The 17,574-nt window shown below is 36.4% G+C and carries 17 protein-coding genes; 13 read left to right on the top strand and 4 right to left on the bottom strand.

Annotated features, from left to right (window positions below; genetic code table 11):
• The first annotated feature begins 74 nt into the window (after positions 1-74).
• Positions 75-809 (top strand): DUF4197 domain-containing protein, encoded by a 735-nt coding sequence (locus P7V56_RS08100; protein WP_171223144.1) that lies wholly within the window; start codon positions 75-77, stop codon positions 807-809.
• 167 nt (positions 810-976) lie between these two features.
• On the opposite strand, the gene P7V56_RS08095 is transcribed toward P7V56_RS08100, so the two are convergent.
• Entirely contained in the window at positions 977-1,786 is an 810-nt protein-coding gene (locus P7V56_RS08095; protein WP_205959397.1) for an ABC transporter substrate-binding protein, read from the bottom strand.
• Positions 1,787-1,792: 6 nt separating this feature from the next.
• Complete coding sequence (gene pyrF, locus P7V56_RS08090; RefSeq protein WP_171223145.1) at positions 1,793-2,608, bottom strand: orotidine-5'-phosphate decarboxylase; 816 nt, start codon at positions 2,606-2,608, stop codon at positions 1,793-1,795.
• 256 nt (positions 2,609-2,864) lie between these two features.
• Here pyrF and P7V56_RS08085 point away from each other — a divergent pair, with 256 nt between their 5' ends.
• From P7V56_RS08085 to P7V56_RS08065, 5 genes are all read left to right on the top strand, one after another.
• The gene (locus P7V56_RS08085; RefSeq protein ID WP_171223146.1) at positions 2,865-3,422 is read left to right on the top strand and encodes a helix-turn-helix domain-containing protein; all 558 of its coding nucleotides are present in this window, start codon (positions 2,865-2,867) and stop codon (positions 3,420-3,422) included.
• Between the two features lie 3 nt (positions 3,423-3,425).
• Positions 3,426-3,872, top strand: coding sequence for a response regulator (locus tag P7V56_RS08080; RefSeq protein WP_171223147.1), 447 nt, complete (start codon positions 3,426-3,428; stop codon positions 3,870-3,872).
• Positions 3,873-3,882: 10 nt separating this feature from the next.
• Positions 3,883-5,673, top strand: a complete 1,791-nt coding sequence (locus P7V56_RS08075) for a sensor histidine kinase (protein WP_171223148.1) — start codon at positions 3,883-3,885, stop codon at positions 5,671-5,673.
• Between the two features lie 178 nt (positions 5,674-5,851).
• The gene (locus P7V56_RS08070) at positions 5,852-6,004 is read left to right on the top strand and encodes a lmo0937 family membrane protein (RefSeq protein WP_171223149.1); all 153 of its coding nucleotides are present in this window, start codon (positions 5,852-5,854) and stop codon (positions 6,002-6,004) included.
• Between the two features lie 38 nt (positions 6,005-6,042).
• Complete coding sequence (locus P7V56_RS08065; protein WP_240976699.1) at positions 6,043-6,585, top strand: hypothetical protein; 543 nt, start codon at positions 6,043-6,045, stop codon at positions 6,583-6,585.
• Positions 6,586-6,630: 45 nt separating this feature from the next.
• Here the strand turns inward: P7V56_RS08065 and prfA are convergent, their stop codons facing one another.
• Positions 6,631-7,704, bottom strand: a complete 1,074-nt coding sequence (prfA, locus tag P7V56_RS08060) for a peptide chain release factor 1 (RefSeq protein WP_171223150.1) — start codon at positions 7,702-7,704, stop codon at positions 6,631-6,633.
• 148 nt (positions 7,705-7,852) lie between these two features.
• Between prfA and P7V56_RS08055 the strand changes: the two genes are divergently transcribed.
• From P7V56_RS08055 to P7V56_RS08030, 6 genes are all read left to right on the top strand, one after another.
• The gene (locus P7V56_RS08055; RefSeq protein ID WP_171223151.1) at positions 7,853-9,115 is read left to right on the top strand and encodes a chloride channel protein; all 1,263 of its coding nucleotides are present in this window, start codon (positions 7,853-7,855) and stop codon (positions 9,113-9,115) included.
• Positions 9,116-9,123: 8 nt separating this feature from the next.
• Positions 9,124-9,732, top strand: coding sequence for an HPP family protein (locus P7V56_RS08050; protein ID WP_171223152.1), 609 nt, complete (start codon positions 9,124-9,126; stop codon positions 9,730-9,732).
• Positions 9,733-9,802: 70 nt separating this feature from the next.
• Positions 9,803-10,288 carry a DUF6265 family protein gene (locus P7V56_RS08045; protein ID WP_171223153.1) on the top strand — a complete coding sequence of 162 codons (486 nt, stop codon included), beginning with the start codon at positions 9,803-9,805 and terminating at the stop codon, positions 10,286-10,288.
• A 178-nt stretch (positions 10,289-10,466) separates the two neighbouring features.
• Complete coding sequence (locus tag P7V56_RS08040) at positions 10,467-12,617, top strand: TonB-dependent siderophore receptor (protein WP_262887780.1); 2,151 nt, start codon at positions 10,467-10,469, stop codon at positions 12,615-12,617.
• A gap of 72 nt (positions 12,618-12,689) precedes the next feature.
• Positions 12,690-13,835: a PepSY-associated TM helix domain-containing protein gene (locus tag P7V56_RS08035; RefSeq protein WP_171223154.1), complete on the top strand. Its 1,146-nt coding sequence runs from the start codon at positions 12,690-12,692 to the stop codon at positions 13,833-13,835.
• A gap of 150 nt (positions 13,836-13,985) precedes the next feature.
• Entirely contained in the window at positions 13,986-16,196 is a 2,211-nt protein-coding gene (locus tag P7V56_RS08030; RefSeq protein ID WP_171223155.1) for a TonB-dependent receptor family protein, read from the top strand.
• 56 nt (positions 16,197-16,252) lie between these two features.
• On the opposite strand, the gene P7V56_RS08025 is transcribed toward P7V56_RS08030, so the two are convergent.
• A complete protein-coding gene (locus tag P7V56_RS08025) occupies positions 16,253-16,615 on the bottom strand; it encodes a DUF983 domain-containing protein (protein ID WP_171223156.1) in 363 nt (120 codons plus the stop codon).
• 83 nt (positions 16,616-16,698) lie between these two features.
• Here P7V56_RS08025 and P7V56_RS08020 point away from each other — a divergent pair, with 83 nt between their 5' ends.
• The gene (locus P7V56_RS08020; RefSeq protein WP_171223157.1) at positions 16,699-17,562 is read left to right on the top strand and encodes an AraC family transcriptional regulator; all 864 of its coding nucleotides are present in this window, start codon (positions 16,699-16,701) and stop codon (positions 17,560-17,562) included.
• Positions 17,563-17,574: the final 12 nt, after the last annotated feature.

Raw genomic sequence — 17,574 nt, 5'->3', positions numbered from 1 at the left:
TGATTAAATTAAGAATAACCCAGCTTTTTTCGGCATGAAGATTGCTTACTTTTGAAAAACAAAAGAATACGACTATGAAAACAAAAATCGCTTTACTCCTTTTAATCCCTACAGTAGGTTTTTCACAAATTAAAATTTTAGACGAAATTAAAAAAGCCGTTCCTTCCAAAACAACTTCAACCGGTTTGGGTTCGTTGAGCAATGTGGATATCTCTCAAGGATTGAAAGAAGCTTTAAACAAAGGCATTGAAAAACAAGTAACCAAATTGACGGCTGTTGACGGATTCTACAAAAATGAAATGGTCAAAATTTTATTGCCCGAGGAACTTCAAAAAGTAGATAAAACCTTGCGTAAAATGGGCATGAGCTCTTTGGCAGACAAAGGTATTTTAATGCTGAATCGAGCGGCTGAAGATGCAGTGAAAGAATCGACGCCTATTTTTATAGATGCCGTAAAAAACATGAGTTTTACCGATGCTAAAAATATACTGATGGGTAACGAAAATGCGGCAACCTCTTATTTGCAAACCGAAACAACCAATCCGTTGTACGCCAAATTCAATCCGGTTATTCAAAATTCGTTTGCTAAAGTTGGCGCAGATAAAGTTTGGGCCAACATTATTAAAAAGTATAACAGTTTACCATTGGTTACCAAAGTCAATCCCGATTTAACCGATTATACCACCAACAAAGCTTTAGAAGGCGTCTTTAAAATGATAGCTGTAGAAGAAAAAGACATTCGAACCAATCTAAATGCTAGAAGTACTGATTTACTAAAAAAAGTATTTGCCAAACAAGACAAAAAGTAGTTAATCGTTTTATTAAAATTTTAGAAATCAATAACATAAGTATAACAAAACCTTAACATAAGAACTTAAAAACACGACTTATCTTTGTAGTGTAATAAATTGGTTTTTTATTATTTGGTTAGGTTAGTTAAAAGATTGCCGGTGCTTGGGAAAGCATCGGTTTTTTTTTAGGCTATTTTTTCATGAAGCATTTTAAAATAACCAAAGGCTTTAACAATACGACTTCCGTACCAGGAAAACATTTCACCATCTACAAAAACCGTCTTCGCGTGATGGGTAAATCGTCCTAATTCAAAGGCATGCTCATCGGTAAACGGAAAAGGTTCTGAAGACAATAAAACCAAATCGGGATCGCCTTGGATGCGCATTTTCTGGATAATCACTTCAGGATACCTTCCTTCGTATTTGGGATGATTATCATAAATATTTTCGAATTTATTCAGCTTCAACATTTCATTGATAAAAGTATCACCGCCGGCAACCATATAAGGATTGGCCCAAATAAAATAAGCGACTTTATTCAAGGGTTTGTCTTTAATAAACTGTTGAAAATCGGTGTGTGCAAAATTGATTTTGTCTGTCCATTTCTTTGCTTCGGTTCTTTTGTTAAAAAGTGTACCGAAATCGGCTATCATTTTCAGATTGTCATCTAAGGTAACAATTTCAGTAACCCAAACCGGACAGATTCTAGACAACTCATCTACAATTTCAATTGTATTTTCTTCTTTATTGGCAATGATGATATCAGGCTGTAATAACCTGATTTTTTCAAAATGGACTTTCTTGGTGCCGCCGATAATTTTTTTGGTCGATTTAAAATGAAACGGATGAACGCAGAATTTGGTAATGCCAACAATACTTTCCTCTAAACCCAAATCATATAATAACTCCGTTTGCGAAGGAACCAAAGAAACGATTCGCTTTGGTGTTTTTTCAAAACTGTGATGGCTTCCGAGTTGGTCAGTAAATGTGTTCAAAATGGCTTATAATTTCAAAATTGACTCCATTTCAAGTTGCAGTTTTAGGGCTTCTTCCCTAGCCTTTTGGGCAAAGTCAGTTCCTTTTGAAGCATAAATAATTGCTCGCGAGGAGTTGATTAACAAACCGACTTCTTCATTCATTCCGTATTGGCAAACTTCTGAAAGACTTCCGCCTTGCGCGCCAACACCGGGTACTAATAAGAAACTATTGGGTACTATTTTACGAATTTCCGTGAAATATTCTGCTTTGGTAGCGCCCACAACATACATTAAATTTTGGCTGTTTTTCCAAGTTTTGGATGTTTTGATAACGGTTTTATACAATTCTTCACCATCAATACTTTTGGTTTGAAAATCAAAAGCGCCTTCGTTTGATGTTAAAGCCAACATGATAGTGTGTTTGTTTTCAAAAGCCAAAAAAGGTTCCACCGAATCTTTACCCATATAAGGCGCAACAGTAACAGAATCAAAGTTTAAATCTTCCAGAAAAGCTTTAGCATACATCGAAGAAGTATTGCCAATATCGCCGCGTTTTGCATCGGCTATGGTAAAAATTTCGGAATGCTTTTCATTTAAATAAGTAATCGTTTTTTGAAGCGATTGCCAACCTTTTAAACCATAAGCTTCATAGAAAGCTGTATTGGGTTTATAGGAAACACACAAATCGTGTGTAGCATCGATAATGGCTTTGTTGAATTCAAAAATCGGATCTTCCAGTGCCAATAAATGCTGTGGGATTTTGTTTAAATCAACATCCAAACCTATACAGAGAAAGGATTTTTTTTGGCGGATTTGTTGAACGAGTTGTGTTGTTGTCATTTTCTAGTAGTTGTGCGGCAAAGTTACTAATTGAAATGTGAAAAGTGAAAATTTTATAACATAAGCTGAAAATTATATAACGCCTAACTTTTATTGCTGAAATATCTTTGTGAAGCTAATAATAAGTAATGCCTTAATTATTGTTGGCAACAATAAAAGTTGGGGTTAGAGAGAGAAAAAAAGCCGTATTCATTTACGGCTTTTTTGATGGAAATATTTTGTTACTTTTATAAACAATAATAATCCGAATTCATTTATGAAAATTTTCATCAAATTTGACTTTAATACTGTTTGCCGTAAGGTTTTAGAAGAAAAACTTATCAAGCACAATATCAAACATCGAATTTTGGGATTCGGTGAGGTCGAAATTCTTGATAAACCCAACACCAAAATATTCCGAGAATTCACCGATGAACTCCATGAATACGGTATTGACATCATAGAAAACCAAAAAACCGTTTTGGTTCAAAAAATGAAAGACACCATCATAGAGATGATTCACAGCCCTGAATTAGTAAATATCAAAAGCTCTGTTTATCTTGCAGAGAAATTGAGTCACAGTTATGGCTATCTGTCCAATTTGTTTTCAGATGTAACCTTTACTTCAATAGAAAATTACATCATTATGCAAAAAATAGAATATGCCAAACAACTCATGGTCAGCGGACAACTAAGTTTAACCGAAATTGCTTTTAAACTTAATTACTCCAGTGTTGCCCATTTGAGTACTCAATTTAAGAATGTTACTGGGATTACTCCTTCAGCATTTCAGCGAATCATAAACAAGAGAAGAGAAATGGCAAACAAAAGATAATTTATGGAAAAGGAATATATACATATTATTTTGGCAGATGATGATGAAGATGATCGACTGTTTTTTACCGATGCTTTTGAGGAATTAAAAATTAACACCAAAGTGAATACGTTTAATGACGGTGTTGAATTGATGAACTATTTGAACCAACCCGACGCCGTTTTACCCAATGTGCTGTTTCTTGATTTAAACATGCCCAGAAAAAATGGTTTTGAATGTTTGGATGAAATAAAAAAAGACAATCGCTTTGATGACATTGCGATAGCCATATTTTCCACATCCTCTTCGGAAGAGCACGTGGAAGAAACGTTTATCAGAGGTGCCAATATTTATATCAAAAAACCCAGTGACTTTTCGACTTTGAAAAAAGTACTATCAGATGTGGTGACGATTAATTGGCAATACCATACTTCGGGATTGAACAAGGATAATTTTTTATTAAAAATATAATGCCTCAACCATGAAACTAAATGCCTTTTACAAATCGCCTATTTTTCTTAAAAGCATTTTTGTAGTTTCAATTTTTGCTATTTTTTTTATTTCCGCCGTTACTTTTAAGCACATCAATTTGTTGAACAATTCCTCCAAATGGGTGAATCATTCTTATGATGTCAACCTGGAACTGGAGCGTTTATTTTCTTATTTAAAAGATTCCGAAACCGGTCAACGCGGTTTTTTGATTACCAAAGATTCAACTTTTTTAGAACCCTATGTCAACGCTAAAGAAAGAATTGACAAATCGCTTGATATCATAAAAAGTTATTCTCAAAACGATCCGGCTCAGGAAAATAACTTGAGAAAATTAGAATTCTACATCAATAAAAGACAAAATTACCTTTCGGCAGCATTACATCTTTCCTTCAAAAAATCTCTAAATGACAAGGAGTTAAAAGAAAAACTTTTGGTAGGTAAAGGAACCATGGACAGTGTTCGCAATCAAATCAACGTCATGATTCTTTTGGAGAAAAAAAACCTCAAATCAAGAGAATTAAGCTATAAAGACACTATCAAAGTCACTCCTATATTCATCTACATCACCTTGCTTATTACCTTAGTACTGATTTCCATTTCTTACATCAGAATCAATCGCGATTTAGAAAAAATGCAAGTGGCCAATAACCGTTTGACCGTGCTCAACGAATCGAGCAGTTTGGCAGAAATAGTTGGTAATTTCGGGAGTTGGCAACTCAATATTGACACTGATGACTATACCTTTTCCGATAATATTTATCGCTTGTTAGGTTGCGAACCTCAATCGTTTAAAAACGGCCAAGCCGATTTTCTTAAATATGTTCATCCAGAAGACAAATCCTATTTTGAAGGAATAAATTCAAAAGAACTTGAAAACGATAATCTTCCTTCTTTTACCTACAGAATTATCAGAAAAGATAAGAAACTGCGCTATTTCAGAACTACCGGAAGAATTGTAACCAACAAATCAGGGCATAAACTTTTGATAGGAACAACTAGTGATGTAACTGAAGAAGTTTTGGCTTCCTTGTCCTTGGAACAACAAAATATCGAATTGGAAGCGAGCAATAAAGAACTTTTGGCTTTTAACTATGTGGCAAGTCACGATTTACAAGAACCTTTGCGCAAAATTCAAACCTTTATTTCCCGCCTTTCCGACAAAGAGTATGACAAACTCTCTGAAAACGGAAAAGAATACATTACCCGAATTCATTCCTCAGTAGACAGAATGAGAATTCTTATTGATGATTTGTTACAATACTCCAGAGCCAACAAAACAGAAAAAGTTTTTGAAAAAGTTAGTTTAAATGAATTGCTGGAGAATGCCAAATTTGATTTGGCCCAATCTATTGAAGAAAAAAATGCAGTAATTCAAAACGAAGAGTTACCAAAAATGACGGTCATTCCGTTTCAAATACAACAGTTATTTATCAATTTAATAGGAAACTCACTCAAATATAGCAGAGAAAATGTGGTGCCGAAAATTAAAATATCTTGTAAACGAGTATCCGCTTTTGAAGAACCGCAGCTTCCCAAAAACACCAAAGCCAAATTTTATAAAATCACTTTTGAAGATAACGGTATTGGCTTTGAACAAGAATATGCCGAGAAAATATTTATTCTTTTCAATCGTCTACACAACAAAAATGAATATGCCGGAACCGGTATAGGATTGGCAATTTGTAAAAAAATTGTCGAAAACCACAAAGGCTTCATCTTTGCCGAGGGTAAACCAAATGAGGGTTCAATCTTTACCATCTATCTCTCTGAAGACTGCTAAAACATTAGATACTAAAAATCTGAATCCTGTTTTTACGCAGGATTTTTTTGTCTCTAATGGAAATTTTATAACAATTTAAAAAATTGTTGTAACACAAAAACAGCCAAACGATTGCAACTTTGTAGCATCGGTAAAGCCTTATTGGCAAACCAAATTTTTAATTCATAAACACATCACCATGCAAAATTTATTATATACCATAGCGGTAGTTTTAGTGATACTTTGGTTTTTGGGTTTCCTGGTTTATAATGTAGGTTCCATCATCCATATCCTATTGGTCATTGCAGTAATTGCTATCTTACTAAGAATCATAAAAGGAAAAGAGATATAGGTAGAAAACGACGCAAACATTTATTTAAATTCAATACCATGAAATCTATTGTTAGAAATTCCGTGAATTTTGTTGTAGCGTTGTGTCTTTTTGGAACGTTTACAACCTTTGCCCAAGAAGCACCAACCAAAAACTATGACCAAGGTTTCCGTTTGGGTTTTGGTCTAAACGGCGGTCTTCCGTTACAAGATCCTTATGATTATAATCTTGGTGCCGATGTCAGACTTCAATACGATTTGTCTAAAAGATACTCATTAACCTTAACTACAGGTTTCAGTAACTTTTTCGTCAGCGGAAAAAACAATGACTTGGGTTACATTCCTTTGAAAGGCGGATTTAAAGCTTTTGTCTTAAAAGACAAACTGTATTTATTAGGGGAAGTCGGAGCTGCTTTTGCGGTTACTAATGGTTATGACAAAACCTCATTATTGGTAAGTCCGGGTATTGGTTATGCAACAGAAACCATTGACTTAAGTTTGCGTTACGATTACCACAGTGATTTTCCGATTATAGAAAACAATACTGAAGACAAAGGCTTGGGGTTAATTGCTTTGAGAATTGCCTATGGATTTAGGTTGTAAATAATATAAAAAAAAGGCTAACGAAATGTTAGCCTTTTTTTATTATTAGAAAACTTCACTTTCTTTTAATTTTTCAGTATTGGCAACCAATTGAAGTTCGTCAATCATTTTTTGAAGGTTACCATTCATAAAGCCGTCTAGGTCAAAAATACTCAACCCAATTCTGTGGTCGGTAATTCTACCTTGCGCATAATTGTAGGTGCGGATTTTGGCCGAACGGTCACCACTACTTACTTGAGAGTTACGCTTTTTAGCATCTTCCTCTTGCTTTTTGGCCAATTCCATTTCGTACAAACGCGAACGCAATACGGTTAAAGCTTTGTCTTTGTTTTTATGTTGTGATTTTTCGTCCTGACATTGGGCTACCAATCCGGTAGGAATATGCGTCATACGCACGGCCGATTTGGTAGTATTTACCGATTGTCCGCCCGGTCCTGAGGAACAGAAAAAGTCGATACGCACATCGTTCATGTCGATTTGCACGTCGAATTCTTCGGCTTCCGGCAACACCATAACGGTGGCTGCTGAAGTATGAACTCTTCCTTGGGTTTCCGTTTGCGGTACGCGTTGCACGCGGTGAACACCGGCTTCGAATTTCAAGGTTCCGTAAACGTCTTCTCCGGTCACTTCAAAAATCACCTCTTTAAAACCGCCGGAAGTTCCTTCGTTCATGTCGACCACCGAAGTTCTCCAACCGCGACCTTCACAGTATTTGGTGTACATACGGTACAAGTCACCCGCAAAAATGGAAGCTTCATCACCACCGGTACCGGCACGAATTTCCACCATCACGTTCTTGGCGTCTTCCGGATCTTTCGGGATAAGCATGAACTTGATTTCTTCTTCCAATTGCGGCAAACGCTCTTTGGCTTCATCCAACTGCATTTTAGCCATTTCTACCATTTCGGCATCCGAGCCATCGGCTATAATTTCGTTGGCTTCATCTATATTTCCGGTCACGTTGATCAGCTCCTCACGTTTATCCATAAGGGCTTTCAAGGTTTTGTATTCCTGATTTAACTGTACGTAACGCTTTTGATCGGCAATTACATCGGGCTGAATAATCAAATCCGAAATCTCGTCGAAGCGCTGTTTTACATATTGTAATCTCTCTAACATTGGATTGTCTTTCTGTTTTGGAATGCAAAAATAGTAAAAACCGTTTGATTTTTTTCTTTTACTATTTCGATTTTTAGGATAGTCTTAAGACTACGGTTACAGAAATTGTCCTTGTGCTTAGTTATCTTTGCGAAATACACTTTTTCGGATGAATTCATTTTCAAAAACCAAAGCAAACTTTACCCTTATTATCATCAGCAAACTATTAATAGCTGCCCTTTTAATTGGATTGCTCTCTTCCTTTTTAGCGATTTCCTTAAAACAATCTACCGAGTATTTTGAAAAAGCCTTCTTTTTGAAAGCGGAGGGAAATTGGATATACTTGTTATTCTTTCCAACTATCGGTCTGACACTTATCTATTTCCTACGTCAGTATTTGTTTAAGCAAAAAGCTAATAAAGGCATTACTGAAATTTTTGATGTTACCCAATCAAAATCCAAAAATTTACCGTTGTATAAAATCCCTTCTCATTTTATAAACGGACTGTTGACGGTTGTCTTTGGTGGTTCTACAGGAATAGAAGTTTCTACGGTTGTAGCCACGGCTGCGATTGGCAATACAGCCCAACGCAAAGAAAAAGTTTTAAGCCGATACAAAACCGAACTCATTTGTGCCGGAATTACCGCCGGTATTACGATTCTTTTCGGCAGTCCGATAGCCGGCCTCTTATTTTCTGCGGAAGTGATTACCAAAAAGATCAATCGGGTTTTCATTACAACAAATGGAATTGCTTTGATGGTTGCCTTGGCTATTTTATCGATACTGGATGAAAAACCTTTATTTCACGTAGCCATCACCACTTGGCATTTGAAAGCGATTCCGTATTTTATTGTATTGGGATTATTGGCCGGTTTGCATTCGGTGTATTTAACCAAATCGGTATTGTTTTTTAAATCGCTATTCCGTCAACAATCGCATTGGCAAAAAATACTTTTCGGCGGTGTTATACTCAGTATCTGTTTAATACTTTATCCGGAATTGTATGGCGATGGTTATCATGCGATAGAATCAATTTTTTCAGAATCCGGTCAGGTCATTACTTCGACACTAACATTAATTGGCATTATCCTTTTAAAACCGTTAATTACATCAGCCACATTAGTGGCCGGAGGCGACGGCGGCGTATTTGCACCTAGTTTATTTATAGGTGCCTTTTTGGGATTTTTAACCGCAACCCTTTTGAACACTTTTTTCGCTACTGATGTCATTGTGATTAATTTTGTGATTTTGGGAATGTCTGCTGTACTGAGTGCCAGTATCCATGCGCCTTTTACGGCTTTATTTTTGGTGTGCGGCATGATTGCTGATTACACCTTGTTTTTTCCCTTATTGCTGGTTTGTTTTGTAGCAAAATACGCGGCCAAGATGGTTTTTCCTTACAATGTTTATAATTATTCCGCTACTCAATAATTAAAGTTATGCCGATAAAAAAGATTAGAAGAAGTTATCGAAAAACACGTTATATTCTGTACCGAGAAACACTAATAGATGCCAAAGAACATTTTTGGGCTTTTATCGGTTCGTTTATCGGAATTGGTATCATTGCTTATTTGCAATCCCAAACCTTACCCGACAGTGATGTTGTTTATCTGATTGGTTCTTTTGGCGCCTCAAGTGTTTTGGTTTATGGCTTAATAAACAGTCCGCTGGCTCAACCGCGCAATTTGATTGGCGGTCATTTAGTTTCGGCTCTTATTGGAGTAACTGTACAAAAATTAGCCCCCGACGTTTTGTGGATTACAGCGCCTTTAGCAGTGTCGTTATCCATTGTTATGATGCAAATCACCAAAACATTACATCCGCCCGGTGGTGCTACAGCCCTGATTGCAGTAACCGGTTCGGCTGAACTTAAAAACTTGGGCTATTGGTATGTATTATCACCGGTATTCATAGGTACTTTAATTCTGATATTTGTGGCTTTATTTTTTAACAACATCACTTCAAACAGAAGGTATCCTACAGATAAGCGTTTCAATGCTATCAGGAATAAAATTCCCTTTTTTCCCAGTTATGACGATAAAAACTAGTCCGGTTTAAATTTATTTTCTGTTGGTTTAAATGTATTTTAATTACTTTTATACCCTAAAGAAAAAACGAATGAAAGTTATAAAACCATTTTTATTGATAGCCTCTTTAACCCTATTGGTGAGTTGCCAAAACAAATCCGACAAACAATTTGAAAAACTCGAAAAAATGAATTGGCTTATTGGCCAATGGGAAAATACAACTCCGGAAGGTTATTTAACCGAAACTTGGAGCAAAACTAATGACAGTACTTTTTTGGGTCAAACCTATTTTATCATCAATAAAAAAGACACAGTACACAACGAAAGTATAGTGTTGACCCAAGTTAATGATGACTTGATTTATCGCCCAACTGTAAAAGGACAAAACAACGACGAGCCGGTAGATTTCAAACTCACTTCAGAAGTTGAAAATGTTTTCTCCTTCGAAAATCCGAAACACGATTATCCTCAAAAAATTGTGTATAAAAAAGTAAACGATAAATCGTTAATCGCCACTATTACCGGAAAACAACAAGGTAAAACCAGTACTGAAAGCTATCCTATGCAAAAAAAATAACCCAATTATTCTTAATAAAACACCCAAAATCTCGCCTAATCCGCGAGATTTTTTTATGCTTAAAACCAAGTAAATCAAACGGATAAAAATTATTATTTATATTTAGTCTAAATAAGTTTTGTTGTTTGTTTTCAACTTTATAGATTTGCAATATTATTTTAATTTAATCTAAATAAGAATGAAAGAGATAACAATCCTAGCTACTGCTTTTTTAGTGTCGATGGCATCTTTTGGACAAGAAACCAAAAAAGATACCATCAATGCTTTAAAAGAAGTTGAAATCAACACCAACAAATACAAGTACAAGAGAGAGAAAAGCACAACAGTCTCCAAAATGCCTCTCAACAACATCGAGAATCCGCAAGTGTACAATACCGTTACGAGCGAATTGCTGAAAGAACAAGTAGTCACCAACTTTAACGACGCTTTGAAAAATGCCACCGGAGTAACTCGTCTTTGGGAATCCACCGGTCGTGGCGGCGATGGTGCCGAATTTTACACCTTGAGAGGATTTTCGGTACAGCCTACTATGGTGAACGGATTGCCGGGCATCAATAATGGAAGCATCGACCCGATTAATGTCGACAATATCGAAATCATCAAAGGTCCGTCGGGAACTTTATTTGGCAGCAGTTTAATTTCTTACGGTGGTTTAATCAATATCGTAACTAAAAAACCGCACCAAAACTTCACCGGTGAAATCGGCTACAATGCCGGAACTTACGGTATGGACCGCATTACAGCCGATGTCAATGTGCCTCTGAATAAAGATGTTGCAGTGCGCATTACTTCGGCTTACCAAAACGAAAACTCTTTTCAAGATGCCGGATTTTCTAAATCCATTTTCGTAGCGCCATCATTAAGCTATAAGGTAAACGATAAGCTATCATTTTTAATTAATACGGAATTCACCAACAGAACTTCGGCCAATGCACCCATGATTTTCTTGAGTCGTTACTCACCTCTATCATTCAGTTCAATCGACTTATTCGAACAGAATTATAAAAAATCATACACTTCAAACGAATTGACAATCAGCAATCCGACCTTCAATTTACAAGCGCAAATGCTTTACAAATTGTCGGACAACTGGACTTCGCAAACCGTTTTATCCAGAAGCAACAGCAAAACCGATGGGTATTACTCCTATTTATGGGATTCGGCCAACGGTGATGAATTTACCCGATATATTTCTAAAAGAAACGGGCAAACCTTAGGCACCGACATTCAGCAAAATTTTATTGGTGATTTCAAAATTGGCGGTTTGAGAAACCGAATGGTTATTGGTGTGGATTTTTACGCTCAAAATATTCTAAACGCCAGTAATAACTGGGTAGGCGCCGGAACGATTTCTTTGGTCAACCAAACTGATTCGGGTGCAGCCAATTTGACTCAAGCCGGTATCGACAACTTATTGGCCGGAAGTTTTGAACCTAATTCGGATACCGAATCGCAAGTGGTGAGTGCTTATGTATCAGATGTTATCAATATTACCAATAAACTATCGGTAATGGCGAGTTTGCGTGTGGATGAATTCAGAGGTAAAACTTCAGCTTATGCAGCTGAGGAAGTGAAAAGTCAGATTGCAGTTTCACCCAAATTCGGAGCCGTGTATCAAATTATTGAAAACAAAGTGTCGGTTTTCGGGAATTACATGAATGGTTTTAAAAATATCGAACCCGGACAAAGAGCTGACGGACCAACCAATACTGTAGCCACTACTTTCGATCCGGAACAAGCCAACCAATACGAATTCGGTTTGAAAACCAATTTGTACAAAGAAATTATTTCCGCTTCCCTAAGCTATTACGACATCAACGTTAAAAATCGACTAATGGCCGATGCTACTAATCCGAATGCTTCTGTACAAGGTGGTGAAGTAGAAAGTAAAGGAGTAGAATTGAGTGTAACGGTAAACCCAATTAAAGGTTTCAACATTATCGGTGGTTACAGTTACAATGACAGCGAAGTAACTAAAGACAATACCGATAGCGGCTATTTAGGCTTACGTCCGGAAGAAGCCGGTCCGAAAACCTTAGTAAATTTGTGGGCCAATTACTTCTTTACTGAAGGAAAATTGAAAGGTTTTGGTTTGGGAATCGGCGGGAACCATGCGAGCGAGCACAAAACTTTGAACAGATCCAATATCGGGACTTTTGCCTTACCGGATTACACTATCTTGAACTCGGCGCTATCCTATAACAACGATAAATTCAACATTACTTTAAAAGTGAACAATTTGTTCAACGAAAAATATTATACCGGTTGGTCAACCGTTACACCGCAACGTTTGAGAAGTTTAACCGCCGGATTAACGTATAAATTTTAATCCTTATTAAAATTTGGTTTTTGTTTGTTTAATGAACTCCTCATTTCGGTGAGGAGTTTTTAATCTTAGTCAATGAAAAAAGTAGGCTTTAAAAAAATCATCAGAAATATCCATCTTTGGTTGGGATTGGCTTCCGGCAGTATTGTTTTTATCATCGCCATAACCGGCTGTTTGTATGCCTTTCAGGAAGAAATTCAGAACATCACCGAGAAGTATCGCTTTGTGGAAAAACAAAACAAGGCGTTCCTCCTACCGTCTGAGTTAGAAAAAATAGCCCGTGCCGAATTGCCGCAGCAATCGCTCCACGCCATCAAATACAATGGTCAGAGTCAGTCGGCAGAAGCCATCTTTTTCAGTCACGACGACCAAAATAAACAAAACGATTATTACAACATCATTTACCTCAATCCGTACACCGGAGAAATTTTGGAAGTTGCCAATATGTATTCGGGCTTTTTTCGATGGGTTTTGGACGGTCATTTTTACCTTTGGTTGCCACATGAAATCGGGCAAACAGTAATTGCTTCGGCAACCTTAATCTTTCTGTTAATGTTAATTACAGGCTTGATTCTTTGGTATCCTAAAAACAAAAAAGCCGCCAAACAACGCTTTTGGTTTCGCTGGAAAGATGGGATAAAATGGAAGCGCAAAAACTACGATTTGCACAATATTACCGGATTTTACGTGATGGCTATCGCTTTGATATTCGCCATTACAGGATTGGTTTGGGGATTTCCGTGGTTTGCTTACAGCTATTATACTTTAATCGGCGGCGAAAAATCGCTAGTTTATGGAGATCCTATTTCTAAAAAAGAAATATCGATGACCGCAGTTGAGAAACCGCTGGATAAAGTGTGGTTCCTCATGCAAAAAGACTATCCCAATGCCCAATCGATTGAAGTGCATCCACCCGAAACCGATACCAGTTCGATTGCTGCTAACGCCAATTTAAACAAAGGCACTTACTGGAAAACAGACTATCGTTATTTTGACCAATATACTTTGCAGGAAAAAGAAGTGAATCACATTTACGGAAAATTAGCTAACGCTACAGCTTCAGACAAACTAATCCGTATGAACTATGACATCCACACCGGAGCTATAGTAGGTTTACCGGGAAAAGTTTTTGCCTTTTTGATTAGTTTGTTGATTGCGAGTTTGCCTATCACAGGCTTTCTAATTTGGCATGGAAAAAGAAATAAAAGACACCTAAATTAGTTTAGTAGTTTTTTTTTTAATGTTATAATTCAGTAAATCAAAGTTTTAAATTGAGGCTGTTGAAAATTATTTATATTTAATCTAAATAAACTTTTTTATTTGATTTCACGTATATATCTTTGCACTATTATTTTAAATTATTCTAAATAAATGTATAAATATATTTCCATTTTAGCCCTAACATTTACAGCATCTAACCTTAGTTTTGCACAAAAAACCCAAAAAGACACATTAAACTTAGACGAAATTGCCATTTCTACTGACGCATTAGTAGGAAGTAAATTTAAAGCCAAAAACAGAGCCGGTTCAACCTATTTTATATCACCGGCTGAGTTAAAAACTTTCAATTACGATGATGTTTCAAGAATCTTCAGAACCGTTCCGGGGGTTTCTATACAAGAAGAAGAAGGTTTTGGTTTGCGACCTAATATTGGAATGCGCGGGACCAGTCCGAATCGTACCGAAAAAATCACCGTTATGGAAGACGGTGTGTTGATTGCCCCGGCTCCTTATGCCGCTCCCGCTGCTTATTATTTTCCTACCGTAAATCGCATGCAATCTTTTGAAATCTTGAAAGGTGGTAGTCAAATTCAATACGGTCCTTACACTACAGGTGGTGCCGTTAACATGGTTTCATCTCAAATCCCAGGTAGACTTTCGGGAAACTTCATAGGAAGTGTTGGACAATTTAACACCAAAAAAACTTACGTTAATTTGGGTGATAGTTTTAAAAACTTTGGTTACTTAGTTGAATATAATAATAGAAATTCTGACGGATTTAAAACTATTGACAACAGTTCGAAAAAAACCGGCTTTAGTGGAAATGACTACGTGGCAAAATTCAAAATCAATTCAAATCCGGATGCTAAAATATACCAATCCTTAACCATGAAATTACAATTTTCAGAGGATTTGTCTAACGAAACATACTTAGGATTGACACAAAATGACTTTGAGGCAAATCCATACAGAAGATATGTTGGTTCTAATGAAGATTATATTGATACTGAGCACAAACAAATCATGCTAACACACTTAATCAAACCTTCAGCAGGTTTAAGTTTTACAACAAAAGCATACCGCAATGATTTCGCCAGAAACTGGTACAAACTGGATTATGTTCGTTTGGGTTCAACCAAAGTTTCAATCAATACTATTTTAGAAGACCCAAATACTTTTCAAGCGGAATACTTAGCCATAACCGGACAAAACAACACCGTAGACAACGCTTTGGGCGTAAAAGCCAACAATAGAAAATACGAAGCCAAAGGAATTCAAACAGTTGGGAATTACAAATTCAATTTAGGAAAAACTGCTAATGAACTGGATTTCGGAATTCGTTATCATGAAGATTTTGAAGATCGTTTCCAATGGGTTGACGGCTATGCCATTCAGAATGGAAGCTTAATCCAAACCGCTTTTGGTACACCGGGAACAGACGCCAATCGTATCGTAACTGCTAAAGCAACTGCGGCACATGCATTATGGAATTTAGCTTATGACAAATTTACTTTTAGTCCCGGTATTCGTTATGAAAACATTAAACTAATTTCTCAAAATTATGGCACCAACGATATTACAAGAAGCGGAGCCAATTTGGTTGAAACTGAAAACAAAACCGATGTATGGATTCCGGGGTTTGGTATTTTATATTCACACAATGATTCATATAATTTCTTCGCAAGTGCACACAAAGGTTTCTCACCTCCAGGTACAACTGTTGGAGAAGATGCAGAGAGCAGTTTCAACACTGAAATTGGTATTCGTGTTAATAAAAATCGTTTCTCAGGGGAGTTTATAGGTTACTATAACGGGTTTTCAAATTTACAAGGCTCAGATAATATGTCGGGGGGCGGTTCCGGGACCGGTGATTTATTCAATGCCGGAAAAGCAACCGTAAAAGGAATTGAGTTACTAGCTTCTTATCAATTACTAAAAAGCAAAAACGTTGAACTTCCACTGACTTTTTCTTATACTTTGACTGATACAAAACTTCAATCCAACTTCAACAGTCCAATTTGGGGAACAGTTACCAACGGCGATGAAATACCTTATATCGCAAGGAATCAATTTGCTTTATCTTTAGGCTTTAAATATAAAAAATGGGACGCTGCGCTCAGTGGTAAATATGTAGATGCGTTCAGGACATTGGCCGGTCAAGGAGAGATTGCTCCGAATGCCAAGGTTGACAGTAACTTTATCTTTGATGCTTCTGCTAAATACTTCTTAACAAAAAAAGTAGCTTTGATGAGCAATATTATCAACTTATTCGATAGTAAATATGCTGTTTCCAGAGTTCCTGCCGGCTTGCGTCCGGGACATCCTTTTGCTATCAATGCCGGAATAATGGCGCGATTCTAATTTGTTAAAAACATTTTTGCATACAAAAAAGCTCCCGATTTAGGAGCTTTTTTATTTTACATCGAATAATTCTTAAACATATAAATCCAAATCATCCGCGAAAGCCTAATATTAAAACAACTCAGCAAAATAATTACCGTTGCAATAATGGGGATGATTCTCAAATCGAAAGTCTTGTCAAAAAACGGACTCGCAATAAGATAAGTGATGATGCCTTGTCCAACTGTTAAAGCGTAATTGACAAACATGGCACCAAAAAAATAACCCGGTTCTTTTTCAAATTTAAAATTACAGTGACTACAGTGTTCATGCATTTTAGGAAACCCAAAGCTAAAAAAGAAACTCTTGTCGGCAAAGACTTTCCCTTTGTGACAATTGGGACATTCATTTCGAAAAATATGATACAAGCTATTTAACATGATTTATTTTTTTGACAAAGGTAAAGCAGAGATAGTTATCAATTGTTTGGTATCTTCGCTAATTATAGCACAATAAAGACATTTTGAAAAAACATCCGATTTACAATATTGATCATTTTAAAGCTGATTTGGGCAAAAAAGAGTTGTACATCAACACTTTTAAAAACCATTTGAAAGCACACAGTTTTATTGAAAAACCGCATCGGCACAACTTCTACCTGCTGGTTTTATTTACGAATGGTAACGGCACGCACGAAATTGATTTCACCCGATACGACATCAAACCCGGAAGTTTGTTTGTGCTCCAACCGGGACAAATCCATAATTGGCAATTGTCTGCAGATATTGAAGGATATATTTTCTTTTACTCACAGGAAGTTTACAACCTCTATTTTGGCAACAAAAAAATAGAAGATTATCCATTTTACCAATCAGTAATGAACCAACCGGAAATTGTTTTTGAAATAGAAGAATTGAAACTACTTCTGCCCTATTTTGATTTAATGGTTACCGAAAGCCAAAGTAATACTCAGAGAAAAGAAGAAAAATTATTGAACTTACTCGATTGCATCCACATCGAAATCTCCCGAAAATATCTTTCAACGGAGAATCATAAAACGCATTCTTACAACTACAAAATTCATCGGTTAGAACAGCTTTTGGAACAATACTTTCAAACCCAAAAATCGCCATCATTTTATGCTGATAAAATGAACATCACACTCAAGCATCTCAACCGAATTTGCAAAGATATCTTAAACCAAACCGTCACCGAATTGATAACAAACAGAGTCATTCTGGAAGCCAAAAGACTTTTAACCAATGCTTCAAAAACCGTAAATCAAGTCGCTGATAATTTGGGATTTGACAATTATTCTTATTTCACGCGGCTATTTAAAAAACAAACCGGAATAACCCCAAGTGAGTTCCGGAAAACCCTAAACTAAAAAACCTCGTCT

The sequence above is a fragment of the Flavobacterium sp. IMCC34852 genome (assembly GCF_030643905.1).
GTDB lineage: Bacteria > Bacteroidota > Bacteroidia > Flavobacteriales > Flavobacteriaceae > Flavobacterium > Flavobacterium rivulicola.
Note: the sequence above shows the minus strand (reverse complement) of the source record. Positions and strands in the feature narration are given on the sequence as shown.

Bases quoted from the DNA above. Each gene is read 5' to 3' on its own strand.
- prfA (WP_171223150.1), bottom strand. From the start codon at position 7,704: ATGTTAGAGAGATTACAATATGTAAAACAGCGCTTCGACGAGATTTCG.
- P7V56_RS08035 (WP_171223154.1), top strand. From the start codon at position 12,690: ATGAAAAAAGTAGGCTTTAAAAAAATCATCAGAAATATCCATCTTTGG.
- pyrF (WP_171223145.1), bottom strand. From the start codon at position 2,608: ATGACAACAACACAACTCGTTCAACAAATCCGCCAAAAAAAATCCTTT.
- P7V56_RS08055 (WP_171223151.1), top strand. From the start codon at position 7,853: ATGAATTCATTTTCAAAAACCAAAGCAAACTTTACCCTTATTATCATC.
- P7V56_RS08050 (WP_171223152.1), top strand. From the start codon at position 9,124: ATGCCGATAAAAAAGATTAGAAGAAGTTATCGAAAAACACGTTATATT.
- P7V56_RS08065 (WP_240976699.1), top strand. From the start codon at position 6,043: ATGAAATCTATTGTTAGAAATTCCGTGAATTTTGTTGTAGCGTTGTGT.
- P7V56_RS08100 (WP_171223144.1), top strand. From the start codon at position 75: ATGAAAACAAAAATCGCTTTACTCCTTTTAATCCCTACAGTAGGTTTT.
- P7V56_RS08045 (WP_171223153.1), top strand. From the start codon at position 9,803: ATGAAAGTTATAAAACCATTTTTATTGATAGCCTCTTTAACCCTATTG.
- P7V56_RS08080 (WP_171223147.1), top strand. From the start codon at position 3,426: ATGGAAAAGGAATATATACATATTATTTTGGCAGATGATGATGAAGAT.
- P7V56_RS08085 (WP_171223146.1), top strand. From the start codon at position 2,865: ATGAAAATTTTCATCAAATTTGACTTTAATACTGTTTGCCGTAAGGTT.
- P7V56_RS08070 (WP_171223149.1), top strand. From the start codon at position 5,852: ATGCAAAATTTATTATATACCATAGCGGTAGTTTTAGTGATACTTTGG.
- P7V56_RS08030 (WP_171223155.1), top strand. From the start codon at position 13,986: ATGTATAAATATATTTCCATTTTAGCCCTAACATTTACAGCATCTAAC.
- P7V56_RS08025 (WP_171223156.1), bottom strand. From the start codon at position 16,615: ATGTTAAATAGCTTGTATCATATTTTTCGAAATGAATGTCCCAATTGT.
- P7V56_RS08040 (WP_262887780.1), top strand. From the start codon at position 10,467: ATGAAAGAGATAACAATCCTAGCTACTGCTTTTTTAGTGTCGATGGCA.
- P7V56_RS08075 (WP_171223148.1), top strand. From the start codon at position 3,883: ATGAAACTAAATGCCTTTTACAAATCGCCTATTTTTCTTAAAAGCATT.